Origin of the sequence: Myxococcus eversor (assembly GCF_010894455.1) — a bacterium.
Taxonomy (GTDB): Bacteria; Myxococcota; Myxococcia; order Myxococcales; family Myxococcaceae; genus Myxococcus; species Myxococcus eversor.
This window is the reverse complement of sequence record NZ_JAAIXY010000019.1, coordinates 189953-212413: the sequence shown is the minus strand read 5'-3', so window position 1 is coordinate 212413 and position 22461 is coordinate 189953. Positions and strand designations below refer to the sequence as shown.

Genomic DNA, 22461 nt, shown 5'->3' with positions numbered 1-22461 from the left:
GAGGTCGACCGATGCGCATCGCCATGGATTTCTCCAGGGCGCGGCTTGCCGCGTTCTTGTTAGCGCCCCTGCTCTCGATGTCCTGCGCGGGAGGCGCTGCGGACGAGTCGCTTCCCTCCGAGGACGGAGCACCCGAGGCGGGCGTGCTCCCCACGGCGCCCGCGCCGACGCCCATCTCCGAGTGCTACCCGTTCGACATGCCCACGACGGCGGCGCTGCGCGCGGCACCGAAGAAGGTCTTCGGTTTCTATTACCCCATCTTCCCCATCTCCATCGACAACGCGCAGCCCGCGTCGGACTACTGGACGGGCTGGATGACGCCCGAGTCGCGCAACGGCGAGTACGCCAACATCGGCGGATTGATGAGGGACAGGCCGCTGCCCCGAGCCCCTTGGGCCGACAGCGCGTGGCGGCAGCGTGACTTCGAGACGGAGGTGCGCCGCGCGATTGCCTCCGGCATGGACGGCTTCCTCTACGAGCACCCGTATCGAGTCTCGTCCGATACGCGGAACAATCAGCTCACCGTCATGCTCGCCGCCGCCGCGGCCGTGGACCCGGAGTTCCGCATCGTCCTCAGCCCGGACTTCCCCACCGAGGCCGAAGGCACCACGGACGGACTGGTGTCGATGATTGCCTCCGTGGCCCAGCACCCGTCCGTGCACAAGCTCAACGGGGCCATCGTCCTGGCCAGCTTCAACCCGGAGCGCAAGTCGGTGGCCTTCTGGACGGAGCTGAAGACGCGGCTCGTGGCGCAGGGCATCCAAGTCACGTACTGGCCGCTCCTGTCATACACGGGCGACGTGACGAAGTACGCGGAGTGGAACAGCCTGGTGACGGGCTTCTCCACGTGGGGCGAGCGCACCGCGCAGTCCGGGGAGAACATGCGCCGCTGGAGCGTGGAGTCTCACCGTCGCGGCAAGCTGTGGATGTCCCCCGTCGCGTTCGAGGACGTGCGCCACAAGCTCACCGACAGCGAGAACAGCAGCCGCGTGTACTGGGAGGCGCAGAACAGCCTGGCGTTCCGCTCGCAGTTCGAGAAGGCGATGGAGGGCGACGCGGACTGGATGACGCTGCTCACGCTGACGGACTACGGCGAGTCGTGGATGACGGCGTCGCAGGAGCGCGGCTACGTCATCATGGATTGGATTGCGTACTACACGACCTGGTTCAAGACGGGACAGCGCCCCACCATCGTCCGCGACACGCTCTATTACACCCACCGTCGGCACCGCACGGACGCGCCCTTCAATGCCGCGAAACAGACGGCGCGCGCCATGAAGCTGCGGGGCGGGGTCGCCGCGTCCAACCAGGTGGAGCTGCTCGCCTTCCTCAAGGAACCGGGTCGGCTGGTCATCACGCAGGGCACCGACGTTCGCACGCTGGACGTGACGAGCGCGGGAGTGACGGCCTTCCAGGCGCCGCTGGTGCCCGGCACCACGCCTGTCTTCGAACTCCAGCGCGGAGGTGTCACCGTGCAGCGCCTGGAGAGCAAGACGCAAATCCTCGCGCAAGCCGTCTACCAGGACCTCATGTATCACGCGGGCGGTGGGCGCTCCTGCACGCGGCCGTGAGCGTCGACGCGCGAGGGCCCGGACGGTAGGGTCCCTGGCGTGAAAACGCGTTACGGCTTCATCGACACGAAGGGGGAGCTGGTCATCCCCAGCCCCCATGGCACGCCCTTCACCTTCAACGAGGGCCACGCCCGCATGCCCGCTTTCGATGGCTGGGTCTTCATCGACGTGAAGGGGCAGGCCACGCTGAAGGTGAAGCGCGCCTTCACGGGCTTCAGCGATGGAATGGCCCTGACGGACGAGGGCTTCATCGACGTGAAGGGCACGCTCGTGTTGCCGGTGGAGTTCAAGGCGAACTTCACCAAGTACGTCGTGGCCGGGGCCACCTACGCGAATGTGGGGCGCTTCGGCTCGGGGCTCGCGCCGGTGATGCGCGCGGGGGCGAAGGGCTCGGACTCGTACATCGACAAGAAGGGCGAGGTGGTGCTGGACGGGTTCGGTGGCGGACTCGCCCGGCCCTTCGTCGACGGCAAGGCGCACGTCGTCTTGAAGAAGAGCCCCCCGGGTGAGGAGAGCCGGCTCATCGACCCCAAGGGCCAGTGTCTCGCCAGCTTCGACTTCAAGACGATGGGCCGCTTCTCGGATGGGCTGGCGCTGGTCGTGAAGGGCAAGAAGTTCGGCTTCGTGGACGCGTCCGGCGCCTGGGTGCTGGAGCCTGGCTTCTCCAACTGGGACGAGAGCCTGACGGAGTGTGCGTTTCGCGAGGGGCTCGCGCCCGTGAAGGTGAAGGGGGTGTATGGCTTCATCGACCAGAAGGGGGCCATGGTCATCGAGCCCCGCTTCCAGGCGGTGAATGGCGCGTTCTCCGAAGGGCTGGCGGCCGTGAAGCAGGATGGCAGGTTCGGCTACCTGCGCCCGGACGGAAGCTGGGCGGTGACACCCCGCTTCGCCTCCGCCCAGCCCTTCTCCCACGGCCTGGCCGTGGTGCTGAACGACTGACGGCGCGCTACAGCGACGGCGCGTCCGTGCCCGTGGTCAGCAGGTGCGCGGGCACGGGCGTGGCGGTGGCCACGTTCCAGCTGTCCGGCCGGCCCGCCACGTCACCGGTGGGCCGCACGCCATTGCCCAGCACACCCGTCTTGTTCCGGCCCCAGGAGTAGATGGTTCCATCCGTCGCCGTGGCGTAGCCGTAGAAGGACTGCGCCGTGTTGTGCAGGGCCTTGAAGGTGACGCCCGGGGCAATCTGCACGGGACGGAAGACCATCATCTGGTAGTTGGACCAGTCCCAGCTGTACGGCGTGTGGTAGGTGGCGAAGTTCAGCATCACTCCGTTGCCCACCTCGCCCATCGCGCTGTCGCCCCAGCCCCACAGCGAGCCGTCGTCCAGAATCACGTGCGTGGCATGGCCACACGCGGACACGTGGACGATTTTGCGCGAGCCGAACTCGGGGAACGACAGTTGGACCGGGGTGGCCTTGGGAATCCAGCCGCCCGTCGGACTGCCGATGCCCAGGAAGGTGCCCTGGATGCCCCAGCCCCACAGGCTCCCGTTCTCGTCCAGCGCCACCGCCCAGCGGCTGCCTCCCGCGGCGAGCTCCTTCACCTTGACGGGGATGGTCAGCGGGTTCGGCTGCGCATAGCCCGCGTAATTGCCCGTGCCCAGGTTCTCCGCGGCGGACCCTCCGCCCCACGCCCATGCCTTGCCGGTGTCATCCAGCGCGAAGATGGTGTTGTCGTTGGTGGTGAATGCGGTGATTCGCACGCCCTGCGGGAGCGGGACGCGGGTGGGACGGGTGATGTTGCGCGGCGCCTGGTTTCCATCTCCCGCGATGCCCAGCGTGTTGCCAATCGCCGTGCCGCTCATGCCCCACACCCAGACGGAGCCGTCCGCCTTCAGCGCCATGTTGAACAGCAGCGCGCTGCGCACCGCGACGACGTTGTCGAACGTCGCGCCGGTGGAGTCCTGGAGGATGAGGTACGGCTGGCCGTTGTTCGGCGTCGTCGCGCGGTTGGGGTAGTCGTTCGTGGTGCCGTCGCCTCGCTGCCCGTAGAGGTTCTGCCCGAAGGTCCAGACGCGGCCCTGGACATCGAGCGCGAGACTCTGGAAGCCGCCGCCCGCCACGTCCTTGAAGAGCAGCCCCTGGGGCAGGGCGATGTCGACGGGGGGGACCTGGTTGTACGGATTGGAGTGGCCCACGCCGAGCTGCCCCGCGCGGTTGGAGCCGATGCCCAGCACGCGGCCATCCACCAGGTAGAACAACTGGTACTCGGCGGCGGCGATGCGGGTCAGCCCCGCGAGGCTGTCACCCGCGTCGGCTGGCCCCGCGTCGGGTATCCCCGCGTCCTGCGTTCCAGCGTCGCTGATGGACGCCACTCCGAACTCATCTTCGGGCGACTCCTCTTTTCCCGAGTCACCCGACGACCCGGAGCACCCCAGAAGGACCACCGCGAGCGAGACGAAGAGCGTGCGTGATAGTGACATGTGGCTATTGTCACTGGATTGCTTGAGGTCCGGCAAATAACAGTTGCTGGGTGGAGGCGAGACTGCCTGCTCACTCATGTGCGCGAGCGTGCCCTTCAGAGGGGAGATGGGGGTGGGTGTGAAAGCCGGCGAGAGTCCGTGTACCTTGAGGCCATGTCACGCGGACGCGGTTGGATGTTGTGGGTGGGGGCCTTCGCCTATTGGACCTTGCAGGGGCTGGCGGCCTCCAGTGAGGCGCACTCCGTCCGGGGCGTGTCCTGGTCTCATGCGCTGCTCACGGAGGGGTTCGCCACCGCGCTGTGGGCGCCCATCACCGTCGCCGTCGTGTACTTCGGCCTGCGCTTCCCCTTCGAGCGGCGTCGCTGGCGCTCTCGTCTCGCCCTGCACGTGGGCGGTGCGCTCGCCGTCTCGTTCTTCCGCGCCACGGTCATCTACGCGTTGGACCCGTACTTCCACTGGTACGACGTGCCCCCCGCGTATACGGCGGTGCTGGAGCATGCGCTGCTCTACAACCCGTTCATCTACCTGACGCTCCTGGGCGTGGCGCACGCCCTCTACTACGCGGAGCAGGTCCGGTTGCGGGACACGCAGCTCGCGCGCGCGCAGCTCCACGTCCTCAAGTCCCAGCTCCACCCGCACTTCCTCTTCAACACGCTCAACTCCATCTCCGCCCTGGTGCACCGGGACCCGATGGGCAGCGAGCGGATGATTGCCCGGCTCAGCGACTTGCTGCGGGGCACGCTGGATGCGGCGGGCCGCGAGGAGGTGACGCTGCGGGACGAGCTGCGCACCCTGCAGCTCTACCTGGACATCCAGGGCGTGCGCTTCACGGACCGGCTCCAGGTGAAGCACGAAATCGAGCAGGACACGCTCGGGGCCCATGTGCCGCATCTGTTGCTCCAGCCGCTGGTGGAGAACGCCATCCAGCACGGCATCGCCCCGCGCTCCGCTCCGGGCACGGTGACGGTGTCCGCCCGGCGCGAGGGACCGGCGCTGCTCCTGGAGGTCCGTGACGACGGCGTCGGCCTGCGCGAGTCGACGGCCCCCAAGGTCTCGGGGAGTGGCAAGGGCCTGTGGATTACGCGGGAGCGGCTCGTCCAGCTCTACGGCCCGGACCACCGGCTGGAGCTGCGCGGGCGCTCGGAGGGCGGGGCGCTGGTGTCCCTGGCCATTCCCTTCCGGACGGAGCCGGCGACATGACGCAGCCCATCCGCGTGCTCATCGTCGACGATGAGCCCCTGGCCCGGGAGCGGCTCAAGGAGCTGCTCGCGGGCGAGTCGGACATGGCTGTCATCGGCGAGTGTCGCGATGGCGTCGAGGCCATCGCCGCCATCGGCAAGGAGCGCCCGGACCTGGTGCTGCTGGATGTGCAGATGCCGGAGCCCGACGGCTTCGGCGTGCTGCGCGCGGTGGCCCAGGAGCAGCAGCCGGCGGTCATCTTCGTGACGGCGCACCGGGACTTCGCGGTGCAGGCGTTCGAGGCCAACGCGCTCGACTATCTGCTCAAGCCCTTTGACCGGGAGCGCTTTCGTCTCAGCCTCTCTCGGGTGCGCGAGCGCCGCCGCACCGGGGCCACGGAGCTGGACGCGGACCTCATCGAGCGGCTGGACGCGCTGTCGCAGCGCCTGCCTCCCGCGTCGGAGCCGTACGCGACGAAGCTGGTGACGAAGGTGGGTTGGCGGATGCGCTTCCTGCGCGTGGAGGACATCGACTACCTGGAGGCGGAGGGGAACTATGTCTCCGTCCACCTGGGCAAGCAGTCGTACCTGGCGCGCGAGACGATGAATGCGCTGGAGGCGAAGCTGGACCCGAAGGACTTCGTGCGTGCGCACCGCTCGCTCATCGTCCGGGTGGACCGCATCGAGGAGGTGGAGCCGCTGCCTCCTGGCGAGTTCGTGCTGACACTGCGGGATGGGACGAAGCTGACGTCAGGCCGGAGCTACCGCGCCCGGCTCCAGCGGGCGTTGGACCTGCCCTCCTGAGCGGGGTGGGGCGGCGGTTCCACCGTTCGCCCCAGGACCTCCGCCGTTCGTCACAACTCCATCGCGAGCGTCGGGAGGTCGGGCGACTGTGTCTCCATCACAAGGAGACGTCGCATGAATCGTTTCATCCCTGGGAAGTCGTGGTCTCTGAGCCTCTTCGTCGCCATGTCCTCCATGACGATGGCGTGCGCCGCGCAGGAGCCGGAGTCCGCCAAGGTGGCGGAGGCGCTCGGTGCGCACGAGGTGTCCAGCGAGGCGCTGCGGTTCATGACCTGCCCCGCGGGCGGCAGCATCTTCGCTCCGGGAGAGGTCTCCCTTCCGGACCGCTCGGAGTACCGGCTCACCGTCTCCGCGGACGGCAACACGGCGTACTACCACGTGGATGCGGCGGAGGCGCCGTTCCAGGCCATCTACGAGACGCGCAAGGTGAACGGCCACTTCACCCCGGGGCAGTTGGTGTCCTTCTCCGGCACGTACCTGGACACGGACCCGTTCCTCACGCCGGATGGCAACTCGTTGTTCTTCTCGTCCACCCGTCCCGTGACGGGCACCGAGGAGCGCGCGGACTCGGACCTGTGGGTGGTGCACAAGCAGGCGAATGGAAGCTGGGGCACGCCGCAACACCTGGGCCCCAATGTGAACTCGGACCGTCAGGAGCTCTACGTCAGCGCGACGCGTGATGGCACGGTGTACTTCGCCAGCGGCACGTTCGACTCGGACTTCAACATCTACCGCGCGGAGCGCCGTGGCCCTGGTTACGCGCCCGCGGAGAAGTTGGGGACTGGCGTCAACAGCCCGGACTACTGGGAGTACAACTCGCACATCTCCGCGGATGGCCGCGTGCTCATCTTCGCCTCGCTCAACCGGCCGGAGGGACATGGTCTGGGGGACCTGTACGCGAGCATCAACATCGGTGGCCGCTTCACCAAGGCCATCAACCTGGGCCCGGCGGTGAACACGGAGAAGGACGAGTTCCACCCGTCGCTGAGCGTGGACGGGCGTCACCTCTACTTCGTGCGGCAGACGTGGAACCCGTTCGTGCCGTCGGACTTCTACGGGCTCGACACCTATTGCCTGCTGTTTCAGTGACGGACGGGGAGCCCGCCGCCCGGGGCGGCGCTCTCTTGACGTGAAGAAAGGCGGGGCGGGCGGGGAGTGGCGGAGGGGCACTCCACGCTCGCCTCGCTGTTTCATTACCCCAGCCAGTAGAGGCCGCGCCGGGTGCGTAGCACCCGCTCCAGGAACTCCGAGAAGGAGCTGGCGATCTGCTTGCAGTAGGCCGGGTCCGGCCACGCTTCGTGGTTCCCGTCGAAGAGGGGGTAGCGGCCATTCTCCTGTCGGGCCACGTCCACCAGAACGTAGTTGCCGTCCTGCACATCGCAGAGCGCGTACACCGAGGCCGGTCCCCACTTGTCGTCATCCTCGCCGTAGATGGCCACCCTCGCCCGTGTGATTTTGTGCAACGGCAGGACGCGGTAAGGCGTCTCTGGTAGCCGCTCAACCAGCTCCGCTCCATTGCAGTGCAGGTAGAAGGCGCGCAGGTCGGGGTCCAACTTCCAGCCCACCCGGCGTTCGAACGAATCGACCTCTTCGGGCGCGGCGGGCGAATAGGGAAAGTGCTCGCGAGAGACCTCTTCGAGCAGGCTGCTCATGGGCGTGGCCATCGTCAGTGGTCCGAGTAGGGAAGATTGGGCCCCACTGTATTCCAGGGTGGCTGACCTCCGTAGCAGGCGGGATACGCCTTGTTGAAGACGGTATGCACGCCCGGCTTCACGGGGATGATGTTGTTGGGGTCCACCGGATCTCCGCCATGAAGAAGGTCCCGGATGTGGTGCCCGGGCCAGGCGACACCTTCCTCTTCAGGCCAGTCTCCGAACTTCTTGCTCCAGTCCTTTCGGAAGGAAGTTCGGAAGTTCTCCCACAACCTCCGCTCCTCCTCGTTCTTGTCTGGCGTCAGCTTGGGATGGTCGCAGCAGCAGTGGAAGATGCCGTAGCGACTGCCAGCTTTGACGGGAAGCGGTGGGGCGACCAATCGACCTTCCCATTCCAGCTTGATGTCGGCCAACCACATGCAGCCCATGACCCGAGCGCATTCACGCTGGCATGTTCGCATGAACTCCTGTCTGCACTGCCAGGGACCGTAGAAAAGGGTCGTCTCCATTCGCCCGCCGAGCACCGGAATCCAGGGCAGCTCTTTCTTCGTCGCTGGTTGGACTCCTGGAGATGGGTCGGAACCGGACCCACCTGTTCCGTGAGTCGTGGAACATCCGGCGAGAATCGCGACCAGCACCGTCGGGCGCAGCTTCAATGGGATTTCTCCTGGAGCTGGTCCTCTTCAGCAGGTCCATTCCGAAGAATTACCTGAAGGGCCTGACAGTGCTCTCACCCAAGCCTTCTGCTCCGGCCGGCGCATCCTGGTCCCACTGGAAACGCCTTCCCAGCACCCGATTCTGGACTTGACGAATGGGTGCTGGAGCTTGGCTTTGCCCCCGCCTCCTGCACACCGCGCAGATGGTTCTTGTGGTGAATGCCGTCGATCCGAAGCCCCCGCGGCCTGTCGTGAAGTACGAGAGGCAATCGCAGTCCGTGACGCCGCGTCTCGGGTTCCTAGCGGGAGGCGCGCTTCCCACGCGCGGCCGCTGCCTGGGCGGCGTACTGCCCGGGTGCTCGGCCCACGAGCGCCTTGAAGTCCCGGATGAAGTGGGACTGGTCGAAGTAGCCGAGCTGGAGCGCCAGGCTCGCCATGTCGGGGGCATCCGGTCGCGCGAGCTGCTCGGCGGCCTCATGCAAGCGATACCGCTGGATGACCCACTTGGGGCTCACGCCCACCGCCGCGCTGAATCTCCGCTGGAGGTTGCGTGGCTCCAACCCCGCGAGCGCCGCCACCTGCTCCATCCGCGTGAGCGTCGTGTCCACCGCGAGCCGCTCCACCAAATCCCTCAACCGGGCAATCGGCTCGGGCATGACTGGAAGACGGGGCCGCAGGAAGTCCTCGGCCAACGTCATGCACCGGCGCACGTCCGGCTCCGCCAAGATGGCGTCCTTGAGCGCGATGCTGTCCCGGCCGAACACGGAGTGCAGGCTCACCGTGCGGTCCGTGAGCCGCGACAGCGGGGCCTTGAGCCAGGGCTGGAACGCGGCGGGACGGAACTTGATGCCGAACACCCGGGACTGGCCCTGGAGCCTGCGGCGGAACCGACGCGACTGCACCCCCGCGATGCGCGCCTGTCCCCGCTCGAACACCACGTGCACGCACGGGTGGGGCAGGGTCTCCGCCAGCAGCGGTGGCTCCCCACGCAAGTCCCAGCGCACCGTCCAGAAGTGCTGGACGAAGGCCTCCAGGTCAGGCGAGGGCGCGAAGCGCTCGTGCGCAATCCTGCCCTCGGGGGCTGGGCGCTGAAGCACTCCACGGGGCGCATCGATGCGAGGGCGACTCACCGGCGCGCATTCTGTCGGCGTGTCGCGTTTTTGCAATCGACCGGAAACGGGCACCGGTATGGGTGGGCCACTCGATGAGGGGCCATCCATGATGAAGGCCAGAACGATGATGTGGACGTGGGTGCTCGGTGCCGTGCTCGCGCAGGGATGCGCGGGTAGTCAGGCCACGGTTTCCCCACGGACAGGGAGCGAGACGAACATGACGAAGCGTGTGCAGGGACCTTTCGACGTCAAGGTGAAGCCCCTGGCGCCGGACGAAGGCGCGGCGGCCTCGCCCATCGGCCGGATGTCCATCGACAAGCGCTACCACGGCGACCTGGAGGGCACGGGCGTCGGGCAGATGCTCGCGACGATGGATGACGGCAAGTCGGGCGCCTACGTCGCGATGGAGCGAGTCACCGGCAGCCTCCAGGGCCGCAAGGGCAGCTTCTCCATCCATCACACCGGGCGCATGACCCGCGGCGCACCCGAGCTCACCATCCTCGTCGTCCCCGACTCCGGAACGGACGAGCTCAAGGGCCTCACCGGCTCGATGCAGATTCAAATCGACGAGAAGGGTGGCCACACCTACGTGTTCGAGTACGCGCTGCCAGACGCGCCCTGAGTCCCGGGCCCGGGCCGCTCAGAGCAGGACGGAGCGGCCCGCCTTCAGCTCCTGATGGAGCGCATCCCCGAGGACCACCTGTCCGTCCTCGCTGAGGATGTGGGACTGGAGGACCGTCGCGAAGTCGCCGATGACGGCCTCCGGCTTCACCTCGCGCCACGACGCGTCGTCGGAGATGAGCGTGCCCACCTGGAGCGCGCCGAACTCCACCTGGTGTCCATCCTCGATGAACACCTTCGCGCTGAGCTTCCCGCTCACGCCCAGCGTGTCCACGTCGAACGAGTTGGCGTAGAGCACGTTCTCCACCGTGAGGTTCCCCGTCACGCGAACCTCCGAGCCACAGACCATGTCCCGCGCGCTCACGTTCCCCAGGACGTACAGCTTGGAGAAGTCGTCCTCGTTGTAGAACTGGTCCGCGAGGCAGCCCGTCACCGTCAGGTTCCCCACGACGATGACGACTTCGTTGGGCTCCATCTCGAAGTCCCCCTCGAAGGTGAGGTCCCCCTGGCGCAGCAGGAACTGGAGGTGCTCGTCGTCCTCGGTGAACGGCGTGTCGAGCAGGCTCTCCAGAATCATGTTCGCGCGAGCGCCGTCGATGGGGTCGAAGTTGTCAGCCATGCGAGGCAATCTAACGACCGCCCTCCAAGCCTCAAGCGCCCCGTGGCGTCACCTCCATCACGGACAGGGTGAGTGCTGGACTCTCAGCGCTTACTCGCTTCTCAGGGCGACTTGCGGATCCACCCGGGTGGCGCGGTGCGCGGGCAGCCAGGTGGCCAGCAGGGCCACCACGGCCACCAGCAGGGACAGCGAGCCGAAGACGACGGGGTCCGTGGCGCTCACGTCGAACAGCAGGCTGGACAACACGCGCGTCAGTCCCCAGGCCCCGAGGAGTCCCAGCGCGACACCCCCGAGCGCCAGCCGCAGGCCCTGGCCCAGCACCATGCGCAGCACGTCCGAGGCCTGCGCCCCCAGCGCCATGCGGATGCCAATCTCCCGCGTGCGCTGCCGCGCCGTGTACGCCATGACGCCGGACAGGCCCACGCTGGCGAGCAGCAGCGAGAGGACCGCGAACACCGCCACGAGCACTGACACGAAGCGAGGCCGCGCGGTGGACTCCGCCACGCGCTGCTCCATCGTCAGCGTCACGCCCACGGGCAGGTCCTTGTCCAGCGAGGCCACGACGGAGCGCACCGCGGCGGCCAGCGCCATCGGCTCGGCCTCCGTCCGGGCGACGAAGGACATGAGGAAGAGGGAGCGCTGGAGCGCGGGCAGGTAGGCCTCCGGTCGGGTCTCCTGGGTGAGGCCGTCGTACCGCACGTCACCCACCACGCCCACCACCGTGAGCCAGGGCGTCTCCGCGTCCCCCACGCGAATCCGCTGGCCCACCGGGTCCATCTTCGGGAAGTGGAGCCGCGCGGCCGTCTCGTTCAGCATCACCACGGGCTGCGACATGCTCGTGTCGGTGCTCGTCACGTCCCGGCCCTGGCGCACGGGGATGCCCAGCGACTCGAAGTAGCCCGGCGTGACGACCTGGAAGCCCACGCTCGCGCGCTCCTGGGGAGAAGGCGCCGGACGTCCCTCGATGTCCAGGTTGAACCAGATGTTGGCGCCTCCCAGCGGGAGGTCCGTCACCGCGCCCGCGCTCCGGACGCCCGGGAGCGCCGACACGTGCTCCACCACCTGCTGGAAGAAGGCCCCCTGTCGCGCCTCGTCTGGGTACTTCTCCTTCGGCAGCTCCAGGGTCCAGGTGAGCACGGATTCCTCGCGGAAGCCCGGGTCCACGTCCTGGAGGCGCGACAGGCTGCGCAGCAACAGTCCCGCGCCAATGAGCAGCACCACCGCCAGCGCCACCTCGCCCACCACGAGCGCGCCGCGCGAACGGCCGCCGCCCACGAGCTTTCCTCCACCCGCCTGTCGCAACACTCCGTCGAGGTCCGGACGCGAGGCCTGGAGCGCGGGCAGCAGGCCGAAGAGGAGCCCCGTGCCCAGCGACATGCACAGCGCGAAGGCCAGCACCCGTCCGTCCACGCGAACCTCGTCGAGCCGGGGCAGCTCCGCCGGCACCAGGCTCAGCAGGCTGTCCATTCCCCAGACGGTGAGGAGCAGGCCCAGCGCGCCCGCGAGCAGGCCGAGCAGCACGCTCTCCGTGAGGAGTTGACGCATCATCCGTCCGCGTCCCGCGCCCAACGCCGCGCGCACCGCCATCTCCTGCCGCCGCGCCGCCGCGCGCACCAGGAAGAGGTTGGCCACGTTCGCGCAGGCGATGGCCATCACCAGCCCCACCGCCGCCAGCAGCACCCACAACACAGGCCGCACGTCGCCGAGAATCTGCTCGCGCAGGGGCACCAGGGTGATGCCGGAGTGCAGGTTGCTCGAGGGGTACTCCTGCTCCAGCCGCTGGGCGACGGCGCTCATCGCCGCGCTCGCGCGCTCCATCGTCACGCCGGGCTTCAGTCGTCCGAGCACGCGCAGGTAGGTGGTGTCTCGGGACTGGCTGAGGTCCAGCGTCCCATCCGAGCCGAGCTGCGGGATGTCGTGCGACGGCGCGGGAACCCAGAGCTCGGGTGCATCGGCCGGCGTGGACGTCTGCGGTCCGATGCCGGGCAGGGTGAAGCGCTCCGGCATCACTCCGACGACCTGGTAGCCGCGGTCATCGAGGCGCACGTCACGACCGATGATGCGAGGGTCCGCGCCGAAGCGGCGCTTCCACAGCGCGTGGCTCAGCACCACGACGTGGCGAGGCCCTGTCTCCCCCTCGACGGGTTGAAACGCGCTGCCCAGGGCCGCCGGCACGCCGAGCACCTGGAAGTAGTTGGCGGACACGCTGGCGCCGCGCAGGCGCTCGGGCGTGCCATCGCCTGTCAGGCTGAGGCTGAGGCGGGAGAACGCCGCGAGCCCGTCGAACACGTCGCCCTGGGCGCGCCAGTCGAGGAAGTTGGCGGGCGCCACGGTCCACCGAGGGGTGCTCGGCATCCGCGTCCAGGCCAGCACCAGTCGGTCCTGCTCGGGGAAGGGCAGGGGCGACAGCAGCACCGCGTTGACCACGCTGAAGATGGCGGTGTTCGCCGCGATGCTCAGGGCCAGCGTGAGCACCGCGACGAGGGTGAACGCCGGATGCCGGGCGAGCATCCTCAGGGCGAGGCGAAGGTCTTGGGTGATGTCGGACAAGGCCCCTCCGGGGCGAAGGCTGCGGCTCCCCGCACGAAGCAAGGGTCGAGCCATGCCTCTTCTCCCAGGGCGCGTCGAGTGAAGGCCCGTGCTCGCCGCGCGTCGGGTTGCCCGACCCTGGGAAGTGGCTTCCCAGTTCCGGAACACCGGGTCAGGTGGGTGGCGGAGGCGGTGTGACTCCGAGCGACTCCTGCGCCAGCGCGAGCGGGTCTCCCAGCTCCGGCCGGGCGCCGCGCTTCGCGAGGGCCTTGGTCAGGGCCGCCAGCTTCTTGGCGAGCCAGGGCTCGAAGGGGCCCTCCTCCCGCAGCGGCAGGCTGTCTTCCACGAGCCAGACGACGAGCGAGCCATCCTGCTCGCTCTTGCCGAAGCAGTAGCCATTGACGTCGTTGCGGTCCTCGGACGCGAACATCAGGAAGCGGTAGACGTGATGGCCCGCCTCTCGTTCCCAGCGCACCCGGTCCCAAGCGCGACCCGGCTCGCCCATGCCTTGTGACTCCCGTGCGCGCCAGCGGGGTGGCAGGAAGGCCAGGCCCTTCTTGCCGGTGTTGAGCCAGCCATAGCCCACGGCCTCGACGAAGCGCTGATACGTGTCCGGCAGGAGCCCCGTGACGTCGGGGACCTGCTTGAAGGTCACGTGCAGGGGCTCCAGGTCCACCGGGTACTGCCCCGTGGCGCGCGGGCCCAGGGCCTCGCGGAACTGCTGCTCCAGCGCCCGCCAGGCGACCTCAAGCGGGACGGCGGGAGTCGTCGACGCCTTCTTCGAGGGGGAACGAGGGACCGCGGTCTTCTTTTGCGCCATGGAGTCCTGGCTCGTGGTGGTGGCCCCGTTTCCCTACCGCCCTCTCCATGGGCCAGCAAGCGCCATGCAGAGGGCGGCTCCGCGATGGTGGGATGAGCGGACGGCCGATACCTCACCGGCAGTGATGCGCGGAGGGGATTCCGCCTCGACTCGCGCCTCGGTGATGCGCGTGACGCTCAGCGCAGGACGCGGGTGAGGACCGCGAAGTCGTCCTGCCCGTGTCCCTTCTTCAAGGCCGCCTGGATGAGGGCGTCCATGGCGCGAGGGATGCCATCGTGGATGCCGCGCTCCTCGCACAGGTGCAGCAGGTGCTGGAACGCGACGTTGTGCGTCTCCAGTGTGGCCAGGGTCGCCTCGTCGGCGCCCAGCGTGTCCTTCTGGACGCGGGTGAGCACGTCCGCCACGGCGCCGTCGACGACGGGGGCCAGCGCCTTGACGAACGTCGCCAGCGTCTGGAGCGGGAGCTTCTCCGCGCGGCAGATGGCCACGGCCTGTAGCACGCCGAACAGGGAGCCCCACATGTGGACGAGCAGCGCGCTGTCGAGCGCGGACGCATGGCCCACGTCCTCGCCCACGTGCTGCGTGTTGCCCCCGAGCACGAGCAGCGTGGGTCGGTGTTTCTCGAACAGCGCGGCGGGGCCCGCGTACAGGAGCGTCCCCTCGGACAGGCCGATGAAGTCCGGCGTGCCCATGATGGCGCCGTCCAGGTAGTCGATGCCGTGCCTCCGCGCCCAGTCCGCCTGCTCACGCGCGAGGGCGGGGGCGCCGGACGTCAACTGCACGAGCAGCTTGCCTCGCAGCGCCTGCGTCACCTCGTCCTGCCGGACCAGGTGGTCGCTGGTGTCGTAGTCATTCACGTTCACCACGACGATGTCGGCGGTGTGCACCGCGTCCCGCACGCTGTCCGCGATGCGCGCGCCCAGCGCCGCCAGGGGCTCCGAGCGGGCCCGCGTGCGATTCCAGACCGTCGTCGCATGTCCACTCTTGAGGAACGCCTTGATGAGCGCGGAGCCCATGCGGCCCGCGCCGATGACACTGATGGATGGCTTCATGTTTGGATTTCTCCCTGTCTCGAATCAGAGCTGCGAGAGGCCGCCGTCGACGGGCAGCTCCGCGCCGGTGGTGAACGTCGCCTCGAAGCCGAGGAACAGCGCCGCGCGCGCCACTTCCTCCGCGGAGCCGATGCGCTTCATCGGCGTGATTTCCGCTCCCTCCTTCTCGAAGGCCGCCACCTCCTCGGGCGTGGCGCCGTGGACGCCCAGCGTGGGCGTCCTCGTGAAGCCGGGGCTCAGCGCGTTGACGCGGACGCCTCGGGGCAACAGCTCCGAGGCGAGCACGCGCACGAACGAGCGCACCGCCGCCTTCGAGCCCGCATAGGCGCTCATGCCCGGGTAGCCGGACTCGTCCGCTACCGAGGTGGTGAAGACGAACGCTCCGCCTTCCCGGACGTGAGGCGCCAGCCGCTGCGCGGCGAAGAACGCGCCCTTGGTGTTGATGGCGAACGTCTCGTCGTACTCGGCCTCCGACACCTGGTCGAAGGGGCGCAGCTTCGCGTAGCCCGCGTTGATGAGGACGAAGTCGACCGCGCCCAGCTTCTCCTTCACGAGCGCGGCCAGCGCGTCGATGTCGCGCAGGTTCGCCGTGTCGGAGCGCACCACGTGCGCCCGGGGGCCCAGCTCCTTTCGCGCCGCGTCCAGGCCCTGCTCGTTGCGTCCGGTGAGCAGCACCTCCGCGCCCTCCGTGAGCAGCGCCTTCACCGTCGCGAGCCCGATTCCCGCCGTGCCCCCGGTCACCACTGCTTTCTTCCCTGAGTACCTGCCCATGTGCATGACTCCCGACCGCCTGCGTGGAGGTGGGACCGCTCGCGGCCACCTCGCGTTGGATGTGGGAAAGGAATACCGACGGCCTCCGCGCGGGTCGCGCACGCGCGGATGTTTCGGGAGCACGAAAAGCCGGGGGTTCCTATATTCGGGGGCCATGAGTGAGCACGCGCGCCGACGTCCTCGAATCAGCCTCGGTGTCGAGTTGCGGATGACGCGTATGGGCGACGTGCGGCACGCCGCCAGCGCTGACCACTTCATCAGCCTCCATTCAGGCAAGCCCGTCCGGGTGTCCTGTCACTCCAGCTCCAGCCGCTCGGTGCGCACGCGCGGTGACTTGAGCCTGATGCCCGCCGGCGCGTCCGACACCTGGGTGGAGGACGACGCGAGCACCGCGGTGGACCTGCGGCTGCCCCACTCGCTCTTGCGGATGGCCGCCGAGGACATGGGGTTGGACCCGGACAAGGTGGGGCTGGAGGAGCGCCACCACTTCCGCGACGAGCAGATAGAGCACATCGCCTGGGCGCTGGAGGCGGAGTCCCACGCGGACTTCCCCAACGGGCTGCTCTACCGGGAGAGCCTGGGGCTGGCGCTCGCGGCGAGGCTGTTGGCCCGGTACCGGACCGAGGCCGAGGTGCGCGGCGGACTCCCCGCGTCCCAGCTCCAGCGGGTCATCGAGTACATCGAGAAGCACCTGGACGAAGACCTCGCGCTCGCGTCACTGGCGCGCGTGGCGGGAGTCAGCGCGTCGCACTTCAAGACGCTCTTCAAGCGCTCCACGGGGCTGCCCGCCCACGAGTACGTGATTCAGCGCCGGGTGGAGCTCGCCCGCACCCTGTTGCTGCGTGGGGAGATGCCCACGGGGCAGGTCGCGCTGGAGGCGGGGTTCTCCCACCAGAGCCACATGGCCCGGTGCATGCGCCGGGTACTGGGAGTGACACCGGGCGCCATCGTCCGCTCGCGCGCGTGATGGGGTGCCCGTGCTCAGGCCGGATTGTCAGGGGGCCTCGCGGAAACCTGACATACTCCTGTCACTGACAGGGTTCATAACTCCCTCCATCAACACGCCGCACCGAGGAGAACCCTGCCATGAGCGAGACCGCCCCCCAGAAGTCCCCCACCCTGAAGACGTACGTCGGCGGCTGTCACTGCGGCGCCGTGCGCTTCGAGGCCGAGTTCGACCTCGCGGCGCCGGTGAACCGCTGCAACTGCACCGTCTGCACCAAGATGGGCGGCACGACGACCTCGGTTCCGCCGAGCCAGTTCCGTGTCACCAAGGGAGAGAGCGAGACGGGCGAGTACCGGGTGGGTGACAGCCCCAACTACCGCCGCTTCTGCAAGCACTGCGGCGTCCAGTGCTACGGCGGAGGCTTCGTCGAGGAGATGGGCGGCCACTTCCGCTCCATCAACCTGGGCTGCCTCGACGGCGTGGACGTCTCCAAGCTCACCGTCCAGTACTGGGATGGCCGCTACAACAACTGGCAGGCCGGCCCGAGCCCCCAGCCGTTCCCGCTGCGCGCCACCGCCTGAGTCGTCACCCCGAGCGTGTCGCCCATGCAGAGAGGGTGACACGCCCGCGCGGGCCCGCTGCAGAGGCATGTCTGCGTGACGATGCGGGACCCTACCGCGCTGCCCATCGTCTTGTCAGAAGTGAATGCCAGCATCCAGACCGCTGGCCTCCGAGGGTGGAGGCGCGAGGTGAAGAATGCGTTGTGGCCTCTGGATGCTGTGCATCGCCGTTCTTGTCTCGGGCTGCTCGGGAGTTGAACCCGCTACTCGCAAAGGTACGTTCCACCAGCGCTCCGCGTCACTTGGTGAGCGACGGGTGGAGGACACCTCCCGGGAAACTCTCCCTCCACGAGGTCCACGGAGCGACGCCTTTGACGTATTGCTTCGTGACGCGGGGATGGAGGACCGTGACGAACGACCTGTGAAGGGGAGTCCACTCACGCCCCCGCAGGCGGCGCGGCTTCTGGCAGCGCTGCTGGGCAGGGACGTGACGCTGGGGCAATTTCCGGCACGCGTCGCGGTGGGCTTCATGCTGCGCGAGGTTCTGGACAAGGGCGAGGTGTCGCGCGCCGAGTTGGTTCAGCGGGTGAGTCGCTTCGATCATCTGGCGGTACTCCGGCCTGACGGGTGCCTCGCATGGGTGCGCAGTGGCGGGACCCAACAGCGGGTGGGCTCCGTGGAGTGGCGCAACGGTGGCTTCCGGGCGCACGGCTTCGAACTGGGCCGCTTCTACGATGGGCGCACGGGCGTCTTCCGCGCGCTGGACGACGCGCTGCGGGAGGTGGATGGATTCCCGCTGGCGGATGTCCACGACGACGCGGATTACGTGGGCCGCACACTGGATGGAGCCGAATCCGCTGTCGTGAAGCTGGCGCTCTCCGTGGGTCACTTTCTCACCTATCCGATGGACAGCATCGCCGCCGTCAAGAACCTGCCCGCTGGCGTGGCCGCGCTCATTGAGTCATCGCCGGAATACTTCGAGCGCTTCCGATACATGACGCGGGGCGAGCAGATCGAGGCGGTGGCCGAACTGGCTACGGACCTCCTGCTCACGACGGGCACGGCGGCCGCCTCGACGCGCTCGGTGACAAGCGCACTGGCGGGCGCCGAGGCCACGGTGCCAGTGCTGGCCTTGTCCGCGCAGGGGACGCTGACCATCGAGCGCGTGGCGGTTCCAGTAGGGCGCGCGGCGGCGGTGTTGGGTGGCGGTCCCGGAGCCGCCATCATCCTTCAGCGCGCCAATACAACTACGGGGCATCCGGCCCCCTCTGGCGGAAAAGGGCCTGGGAATTGGGGGCCTTCTAGAGAGAAGGGGGCGTCCGAGCGCGCTCAGGCCTACCAGGAGCAGATTTCAGGTCACTCATACGACGACGCCTACTGGGTCGGGGGGATGGGTACGAAGGATGGAGGCGTGCGTTTCGACGGCTTCAAAGACGGCGTGCTCCTGGAGGCCAAAGGGCCTGGCTACGCGGCGTTCTTCGAGGACGACCTTGCCCCCAAGTACTGGTACAGAAATTCCGGCAAAGCACAGGATCTCATCGACCAGGCCGAACGGCAGCGTGACATCGTTCGGGGCATGGGCAACAGAATCGAGTGGCATGTTGCCGAGGAGCATGCTGCCAATGCCATCCGGAAGCTGCTTGAGGGCAACGGCTACAAGGATATCACCGTCGTTCACACCCCGGCACGGCTCCTGGCGCGCTGAGGAGAGAACCTCATGACCGCGCAACCCGCGCCCAAGACCTACCCTGAGACCTACTACGCAGGTGCCTACTGGGGGCCGCGACGAGAGTCTCCTGAAGAGTGCGCCCGGCGAGCGGTCACGTTCCTCAATCTGCTGGCCGCGTGTGACCCGTTGCTGGCTCACTGGAACAAGATTCCGAAGCCGCGAGGCAAGGGACGCAAGACCCCCCTCATGCCCCCTGACCTCTCCACGCTGACGGAAGCATATCGGCGCGGCGTCAATCGGGAGCCCGGTGGGCCAGCCTTTGAGCACTTGGGCCTGACTGTCTCGGCCTACAACGACGGCATCGGCCCAGACCTTGCCTCGTTGAGGATGCACTGCGGCAGCTCCGCCGAATTCAGCACTGCCAATGCGTGCGTCCTGTCGATCCCCTACAAGGGAGAAAACGCGGAGCGACTCCTCACACCGCCCGTGCTGATGGGGGTGGTGCGTAGCATGGCACTTGCCTGGGAACCTGACTGGGCGGTGGCCATGTCCGAGGCCTATCGGACGATGGACGCCAGGCAGGACGAGGCGGACATGTGGCTGGGCTGGGTGACCTATCTCGCGCGGAGTCGCGGCAAGGTGCCTCCACTTCCTGCTCCGGTGCGCATCGAGAGGGTGGAAGACCTGGGCACCCTCATCGTCCTGACGCCGGAGCGCTTCACCGTGGCCAACCCCGAGCACATGGCGCTGGCGCGGAGGGTGCGCGAGTTGCTGGCCAGGGCCGGCCTCATGCAGCCCGTTGCGCTCTGACTGGCGCGGCTCGACTTCTTCAGCGTGGCATGCCTGGACACATCGCCGCTCACCTGGGCCCGCGTCAGCGGTGGGCCACCGTCTCCTCCACTCCACGCAGGATGAGCTCCAGGCCGTGTCGGAACTCCTCTTCGTGGGTCATTCTCTGGGCGCGCCGCGCGGTCTCCCGGAGCAGCGGATACGTGGCGACGTCCAGCTCCGCGAGCGCGGCGGTGCCTTCGCCGGACAGCGAGCCCAGGTGCGTCAACTGGACGGCGCCGAACACGTAGCTGACCAGCGTGCGGAACGCGATGACTCGCGCCGTGCCGTCGAAGCCGCCCTCCGTGAGCAGTCCGAGCAGCGCCTCGGCCCACGCAAGCGTTCCTGTCGTGGAGTGGCGGCGGGTGAGCAGGAGGGGCGCGACGGCCGGGTGCTGGACCACCGCTTCCCGCACGCGCGTCATCAGCCCCATCACCCGCGTCGTCCACTTCGCGCTCGATGACGGCGCCGGCAGCTCGATGCCGCGCATCACCGTGTCCACCACGAGCGACTCCAGCGCCTCGCGACCCTCGACGTAGCGATACAGCGACATGGTGCCCAGGCCGAGCGCGCTCGCCACGGAGCGCATCGTCAACGCGTCCAGCCCCTCCCGGTCGATGACGGTGAGCGCGGCGGCGGCGATGCCTGACGGAGTGAACGAGCGGGGACGGGGCATTCGGCGGCCAATGTAGCCCAGTGATTCCAGGGGGTTGCCCGCTGTGACGCGAAGTGTGTGCGTTTTCCTCCCACGGAGACACAACCTGGGCTCGCAAGAATCGAGAATACCCACGTAAGCCGCACTTCAACCTCTGGGCACCCCCACCATGAAGATTCGCGCCGACCTCCCGAAGCTTCCCGTCACGCGTCCCGCTGACTCTCGGCCCGCCGCCGCCACCGAGGTGAAGAACAAGGCCGTGGGCTTCGCGGAGGGCTCCTCGTTCGAGGCGCCGGTGCGTCCCGCGCAGGTGAAGCCGGCCGCCCCGCTGGCCCCGCCGGTGAAGTCCGGCCCCGTGGCCCTGGACAGCGAGGCCAGCAAGGCCGCCATCCAGACGACGGTGGACTTCCTCCAGAAGCAGGGCGCGCCCACCGTCTCCCAGCTCCTCGCCGGCAAGCCGGGCGTCAACGCCGCGGACTTCGCGCCGCGCGCGGTGGAGCAGGACGACCTGGGCATGACGCACGTGCGCATGGACCGCAAGAGCGAGGGCGTGCGCGTCTTCGGCGAGCAGGTGGTGAGCCACCTGACGGCGGAAGGCAAGGTCGACAGCGTCACCGGTGACGTGGCGACCATCCCCGCGGGCCTGGGCAAGAGCCCCACGAAGCTGTCCGAGCAGGACGCGCTGGCCGTGGCCCAGAAGCAGTTCGACGGCGCGACGGACCGCAAGCCCGTCACCGAGCGCGTCATCTTCAAGGACGCCAGCGGCGAGTACCGCTCCGCGTACCACGTGCAGCTGAGCAACACGACGGACGTGGGCCCGGGCAAGGACCCGCGCCGGATGAACTACCTGGTCGACGCGAACACCGGCAAGGTGCTGGAGCAGTACAACCAGATGGGCGGCGTGGGGAACCACGCGCACGGCGCCGACCACGCGCCCGCGAAGAAGCCCTCGCTCGTGGCCACCGAGCCCACCACGCCGGGCGCGGAGCCCACCACCAGCAAGAAGGACGACACCACCCAGTACAGCGGCAAGGTGGAGATCGGCAGCACGAAGACGGCGGACGGCAAGTACTCGCTGGAGGACACGACGCGCGGCGGTGGTGTGGTGACGCGTGACGCGCTCAACCGCGACCCGGACACCGACTGGACGACCAACGCCCCCATCACCGACGACAACAACGTCTGGGGCGAGAAGACCGACTCCGCGCGCAACAAGGACGCGGTGGACGCGCAGTACGGCGCGCAGGCGACGTACGACTTCTACAAGGAAGTGCTCGGCCGCGACTCCATCGACGGCAAGGGCGAGAAGCTCATCTCCGACGTGCACGTGGGCAAGGACTTCGCCAACGCCTTCTGGGACGGCGAGAAGATGAACTACGGCGACGGCGACGGCGACCAGTTCGGCTCGCTCACCACGCTGGACATCGCGGGCCACGAAATCACCCACGGCCTCACCGAGCGCACCGCCGGCCTCGAGTACCGCAACGAGTCGGGCGCGCTCAACGAGGCCTTCAGCGACATCATGGGCGTGGGCGTGGAGTGGCACGCCAGCCAGACGAACGACGCGGTGAAGTTCGACTGGACGGTGGGCGAGGACACGTACACCCCGAACAACGGCGACCCCACCGACGGCCTGCGCGACTTGAGCGACCCGTCCAGCGACGGCATGTCGCCGGACAACTACTCCAAGCGCTACAAGGGCTCGCAGGACAACGGCGGCGTGCACATCAACTCGGGCATCGCCAACAACGCCTTCTACCTGCTGTCCGAGGGTGGCAAGAACCGCACCTCCGGCACCGAGGTGAAGGACGGCATCGGCATCGAGAAGGGCCTGAAGATCTACTCCCGCGCGCTGAGCTTCTACATGACGCCGCAGACCAACTTCGCCCAGGCGAAGGAGGCCACGTACAAGGCGGCGCAGGACCTCTACGGCAAGGACTCCGTCGAGGCCGCGAAGGTGCTGGAGAGCTGGGCCGCGGTGGGTGTGAAGTAGTCG

At 68.2% G+C, this 22461-nt stretch carries 21 protein-coding genes; 11 read left to right on the top strand and 10 right to left on the bottom strand.

The window, feature by feature from the left end; all coding sequences use genetic code 11:
* Positions 1–11 precede the first annotated feature (11 nt).
* On the top strand, positions 12–1571 hold the full coding sequence (locus tag G4D83_RS33225) for an endo-1,3-alpha-glucanase family glycosylhydrolase (RefSeq protein WP_163868888.1): 1560 nt from the start codon (positions 12–14) through the stop codon (positions 1569–1571).
* Positions 1572–1610: 39 nt separating this feature from the next.
* Positions 1611–2510 (top strand): WG repeat-containing protein, encoded by a 900-nt coding sequence (locus G4D83_RS33220; protein WP_240356865.1) that lies wholly within the window; start codon positions 1611–1613, stop codon positions 2508–2510.
* A 7-nt stretch (positions 2511–2517) separates the two neighbouring features.
* Here the strand turns inward: G4D83_RS33220 and G4D83_RS33215 are convergent, their stop codons facing one another.
* A complete protein-coding gene (locus G4D83_RS33215) occupies positions 2518–3993 on the bottom strand; it encodes an RCC1 domain-containing protein (protein ID WP_163868887.1) in 1476 nt (491 codons plus the stop codon).
* A 153-nt stretch (positions 3994–4146) separates the two neighbouring features.
* On the opposite strand from G4D83_RS33215, the gene G4D83_RS33210 reads away from it, so the two are divergent.
* The 3 genes from G4D83_RS33210 (at position 4147) to G4D83_RS33200 (ending at position 7064) form a co-directional block, all read left to right on the top strand.
* On the top strand, positions 4147–5193 hold the full coding sequence (locus G4D83_RS33210; RefSeq protein ID WP_163868886.1) for a sensor histidine kinase: 1047 nt from the start codon (positions 4147–4149) through the stop codon (positions 5191–5193).
* Positions 5190–5975 (top strand): LytR/AlgR family response regulator transcription factor, encoded by a 786-nt coding sequence (locus G4D83_RS33205; protein ID WP_163868885.1) that lies wholly within the window; start codon positions 5190–5192, stop codon positions 5973–5975. Before G4D83_RS33210 ends, G4D83_RS33205 begins: the two co-directional genes overlap by 4 nt.
* A gap of 114 nt (positions 5976–6089) precedes the next feature.
* Positions 6090–7064, top strand: coding sequence for a TolB family protein (locus G4D83_RS33200; RefSeq protein ID WP_163868884.1), 975 nt, complete (start codon positions 6090–6092; stop codon positions 7062–7064).
* A 104-nt stretch (positions 7065–7168) separates the two neighbouring features.
* Here the strand turns inward: G4D83_RS33200 and G4D83_RS33195 are convergent, their stop codons facing one another.
* The 3 genes from G4D83_RS33195 to G4D83_RS33185 all read right to left on the bottom strand — a co-directional run bounded on the left by G4D83_RS33195 (position 7169) and on the right by G4D83_RS33185 (position 9413).
* A complete protein-coding gene (locus tag G4D83_RS33195; protein ID WP_163868883.1) occupies positions 7169–7639 on the bottom strand; it encodes an SMI1/KNR4 family protein in 471 nt (156 codons plus the stop codon).
* Between the two features lie 2 nt (positions 7640–7641).
* Positions 7642–8046, bottom strand: a complete 405-nt coding sequence (locus G4D83_RS46480; RefSeq protein WP_240356863.1) for a hypothetical protein — start codon at positions 8044–8046, stop codon at positions 7642–7644.
* 536 nt (positions 8047–8582) lie between these two features.
* A complete protein-coding gene (locus G4D83_RS33185) occupies positions 8583–9413 on the bottom strand; it encodes a helix-turn-helix transcriptional regulator (RefSeq protein WP_163868881.1) in 831 nt (276 codons plus the stop codon).
* Positions 9414–9612: 199 nt separating this feature from the next.
* On the opposite strand from G4D83_RS33185, the gene G4D83_RS33180 reads away from it, so the two are divergent.
* Entirely contained in the window at positions 9613–10017 is a 405-nt protein-coding gene (locus tag G4D83_RS33180; protein WP_163868880.1) for a DUF3224 domain-containing protein, read from the top strand.
* 18 nt (positions 10018–10035) lie between these two features.
* Here G4D83_RS33180 and G4D83_RS33175 read toward each other — a convergent pair whose 3' ends face one another.
* The 5 genes from G4D83_RS33175 to G4D83_RS33155 all read right to left on the bottom strand — a co-directional run bounded on the left by G4D83_RS33175 (position 10036) and on the right by G4D83_RS33155 (position 15807).
* Positions 10036–10635: a hypothetical protein gene (locus G4D83_RS33175; RefSeq protein WP_163868879.1), complete on the bottom strand. Its 600-nt coding sequence runs from the start codon at positions 10633–10635 to the stop codon at positions 10036–10038.
* Positions 10636–10725: 90 nt separating this feature from the next.
* Positions 10726–13185: an ABC transporter permease gene (locus G4D83_RS33170; protein ID WP_163868878.1), complete on the bottom strand. Its 2460-nt coding sequence runs from the start codon at positions 13183–13185 to the stop codon at positions 10726–10728.
* A 151-nt stretch (positions 13186–13336) separates the two neighbouring features.
* Positions 13337–13984 (bottom strand): hypothetical protein, encoded by a 648-nt coding sequence (locus G4D83_RS33165; RefSeq protein ID WP_163868877.1) that lies wholly within the window; start codon positions 13982–13984, stop codon positions 13337–13339.
* Between the two features lie 176 nt (positions 13985–14160).
* Positions 14161–15036, bottom strand: a complete 876-nt coding sequence (locus tag G4D83_RS33160) for an NAD(P)-dependent oxidoreductase (RefSeq protein ID WP_163868876.1) — start codon at positions 15034–15036, stop codon at positions 14161–14163.
* 24 nt (positions 15037–15060) lie between these two features.
* Positions 15061–15807, bottom strand: coding sequence for an SDR family oxidoreductase (locus G4D83_RS33155; RefSeq protein ID WP_163868875.1), 747 nt, complete (start codon positions 15805–15807; stop codon positions 15061–15063).
* Positions 15808–16015: 208 nt separating this feature from the next.
* Here G4D83_RS33155 and G4D83_RS33150 point away from each other — a divergent pair, with 208 nt between their 5' ends.
* The 4 genes from G4D83_RS33150 to G4D83_RS33135 all read left to right on the top strand — a co-directional run bounded on the left by G4D83_RS33150 (position 16016) and on the right by G4D83_RS33135 (position 19792).
* Positions 16016–16774, top strand: coding sequence for an AraC family transcriptional regulator (locus G4D83_RS33150; RefSeq protein ID WP_240356861.1), 759 nt, complete (start codon positions 16016–16018; stop codon positions 16772–16774).
* A 119-nt stretch (positions 16775–16893) separates the two neighbouring features.
* A complete protein-coding gene (locus G4D83_RS33145) occupies positions 16894–17334 on the top strand; it encodes a GFA family protein (protein WP_163868873.1) in 441 nt (146 codons plus the stop codon).
* A 376-nt stretch (positions 17335–17710) separates the two neighbouring features.
* Positions 17711–19018, top strand: coding sequence for a Tox-REase-5 domain-containing protein (locus G4D83_RS33140; RefSeq protein ID WP_240356859.1), 1308 nt, complete (start codon positions 17711–17713; stop codon positions 19016–19018).
* A 12-nt stretch (positions 19019–19030) separates the two neighbouring features.
* Positions 19031–19792: an immunity 52 family protein gene (locus G4D83_RS33135; RefSeq protein WP_163868871.1), complete on the top strand. Its 762-nt coding sequence runs from the start codon at positions 19031–19033 to the stop codon at positions 19790–19792.
* 64 nt (positions 19793–19856) lie between these two features.
* Here G4D83_RS33135 and G4D83_RS33130 read toward each other — a convergent pair whose 3' ends face one another.
* A complete protein-coding gene (locus tag G4D83_RS33130) occupies positions 19857–20486 on the bottom strand; it encodes a TetR/AcrR family transcriptional regulator C-terminal domain-containing protein (protein ID WP_163868870.1) in 630 nt (209 codons plus the stop codon).
* 148 nt (positions 20487–20634) lie between these two features.
* On the opposite strand from G4D83_RS33130, the gene G4D83_RS33125 reads away from it, so the two are divergent.
* Positions 20635–22458 (top strand): M4 family metallopeptidase, encoded by a 1824-nt coding sequence (locus G4D83_RS33125; protein WP_163868869.1) that lies wholly within the window; start codon positions 20635–20637, stop codon positions 22456–22458.
* The last annotated feature ends 3 nt before the right edge of the window (positions 22459–22461 follow it).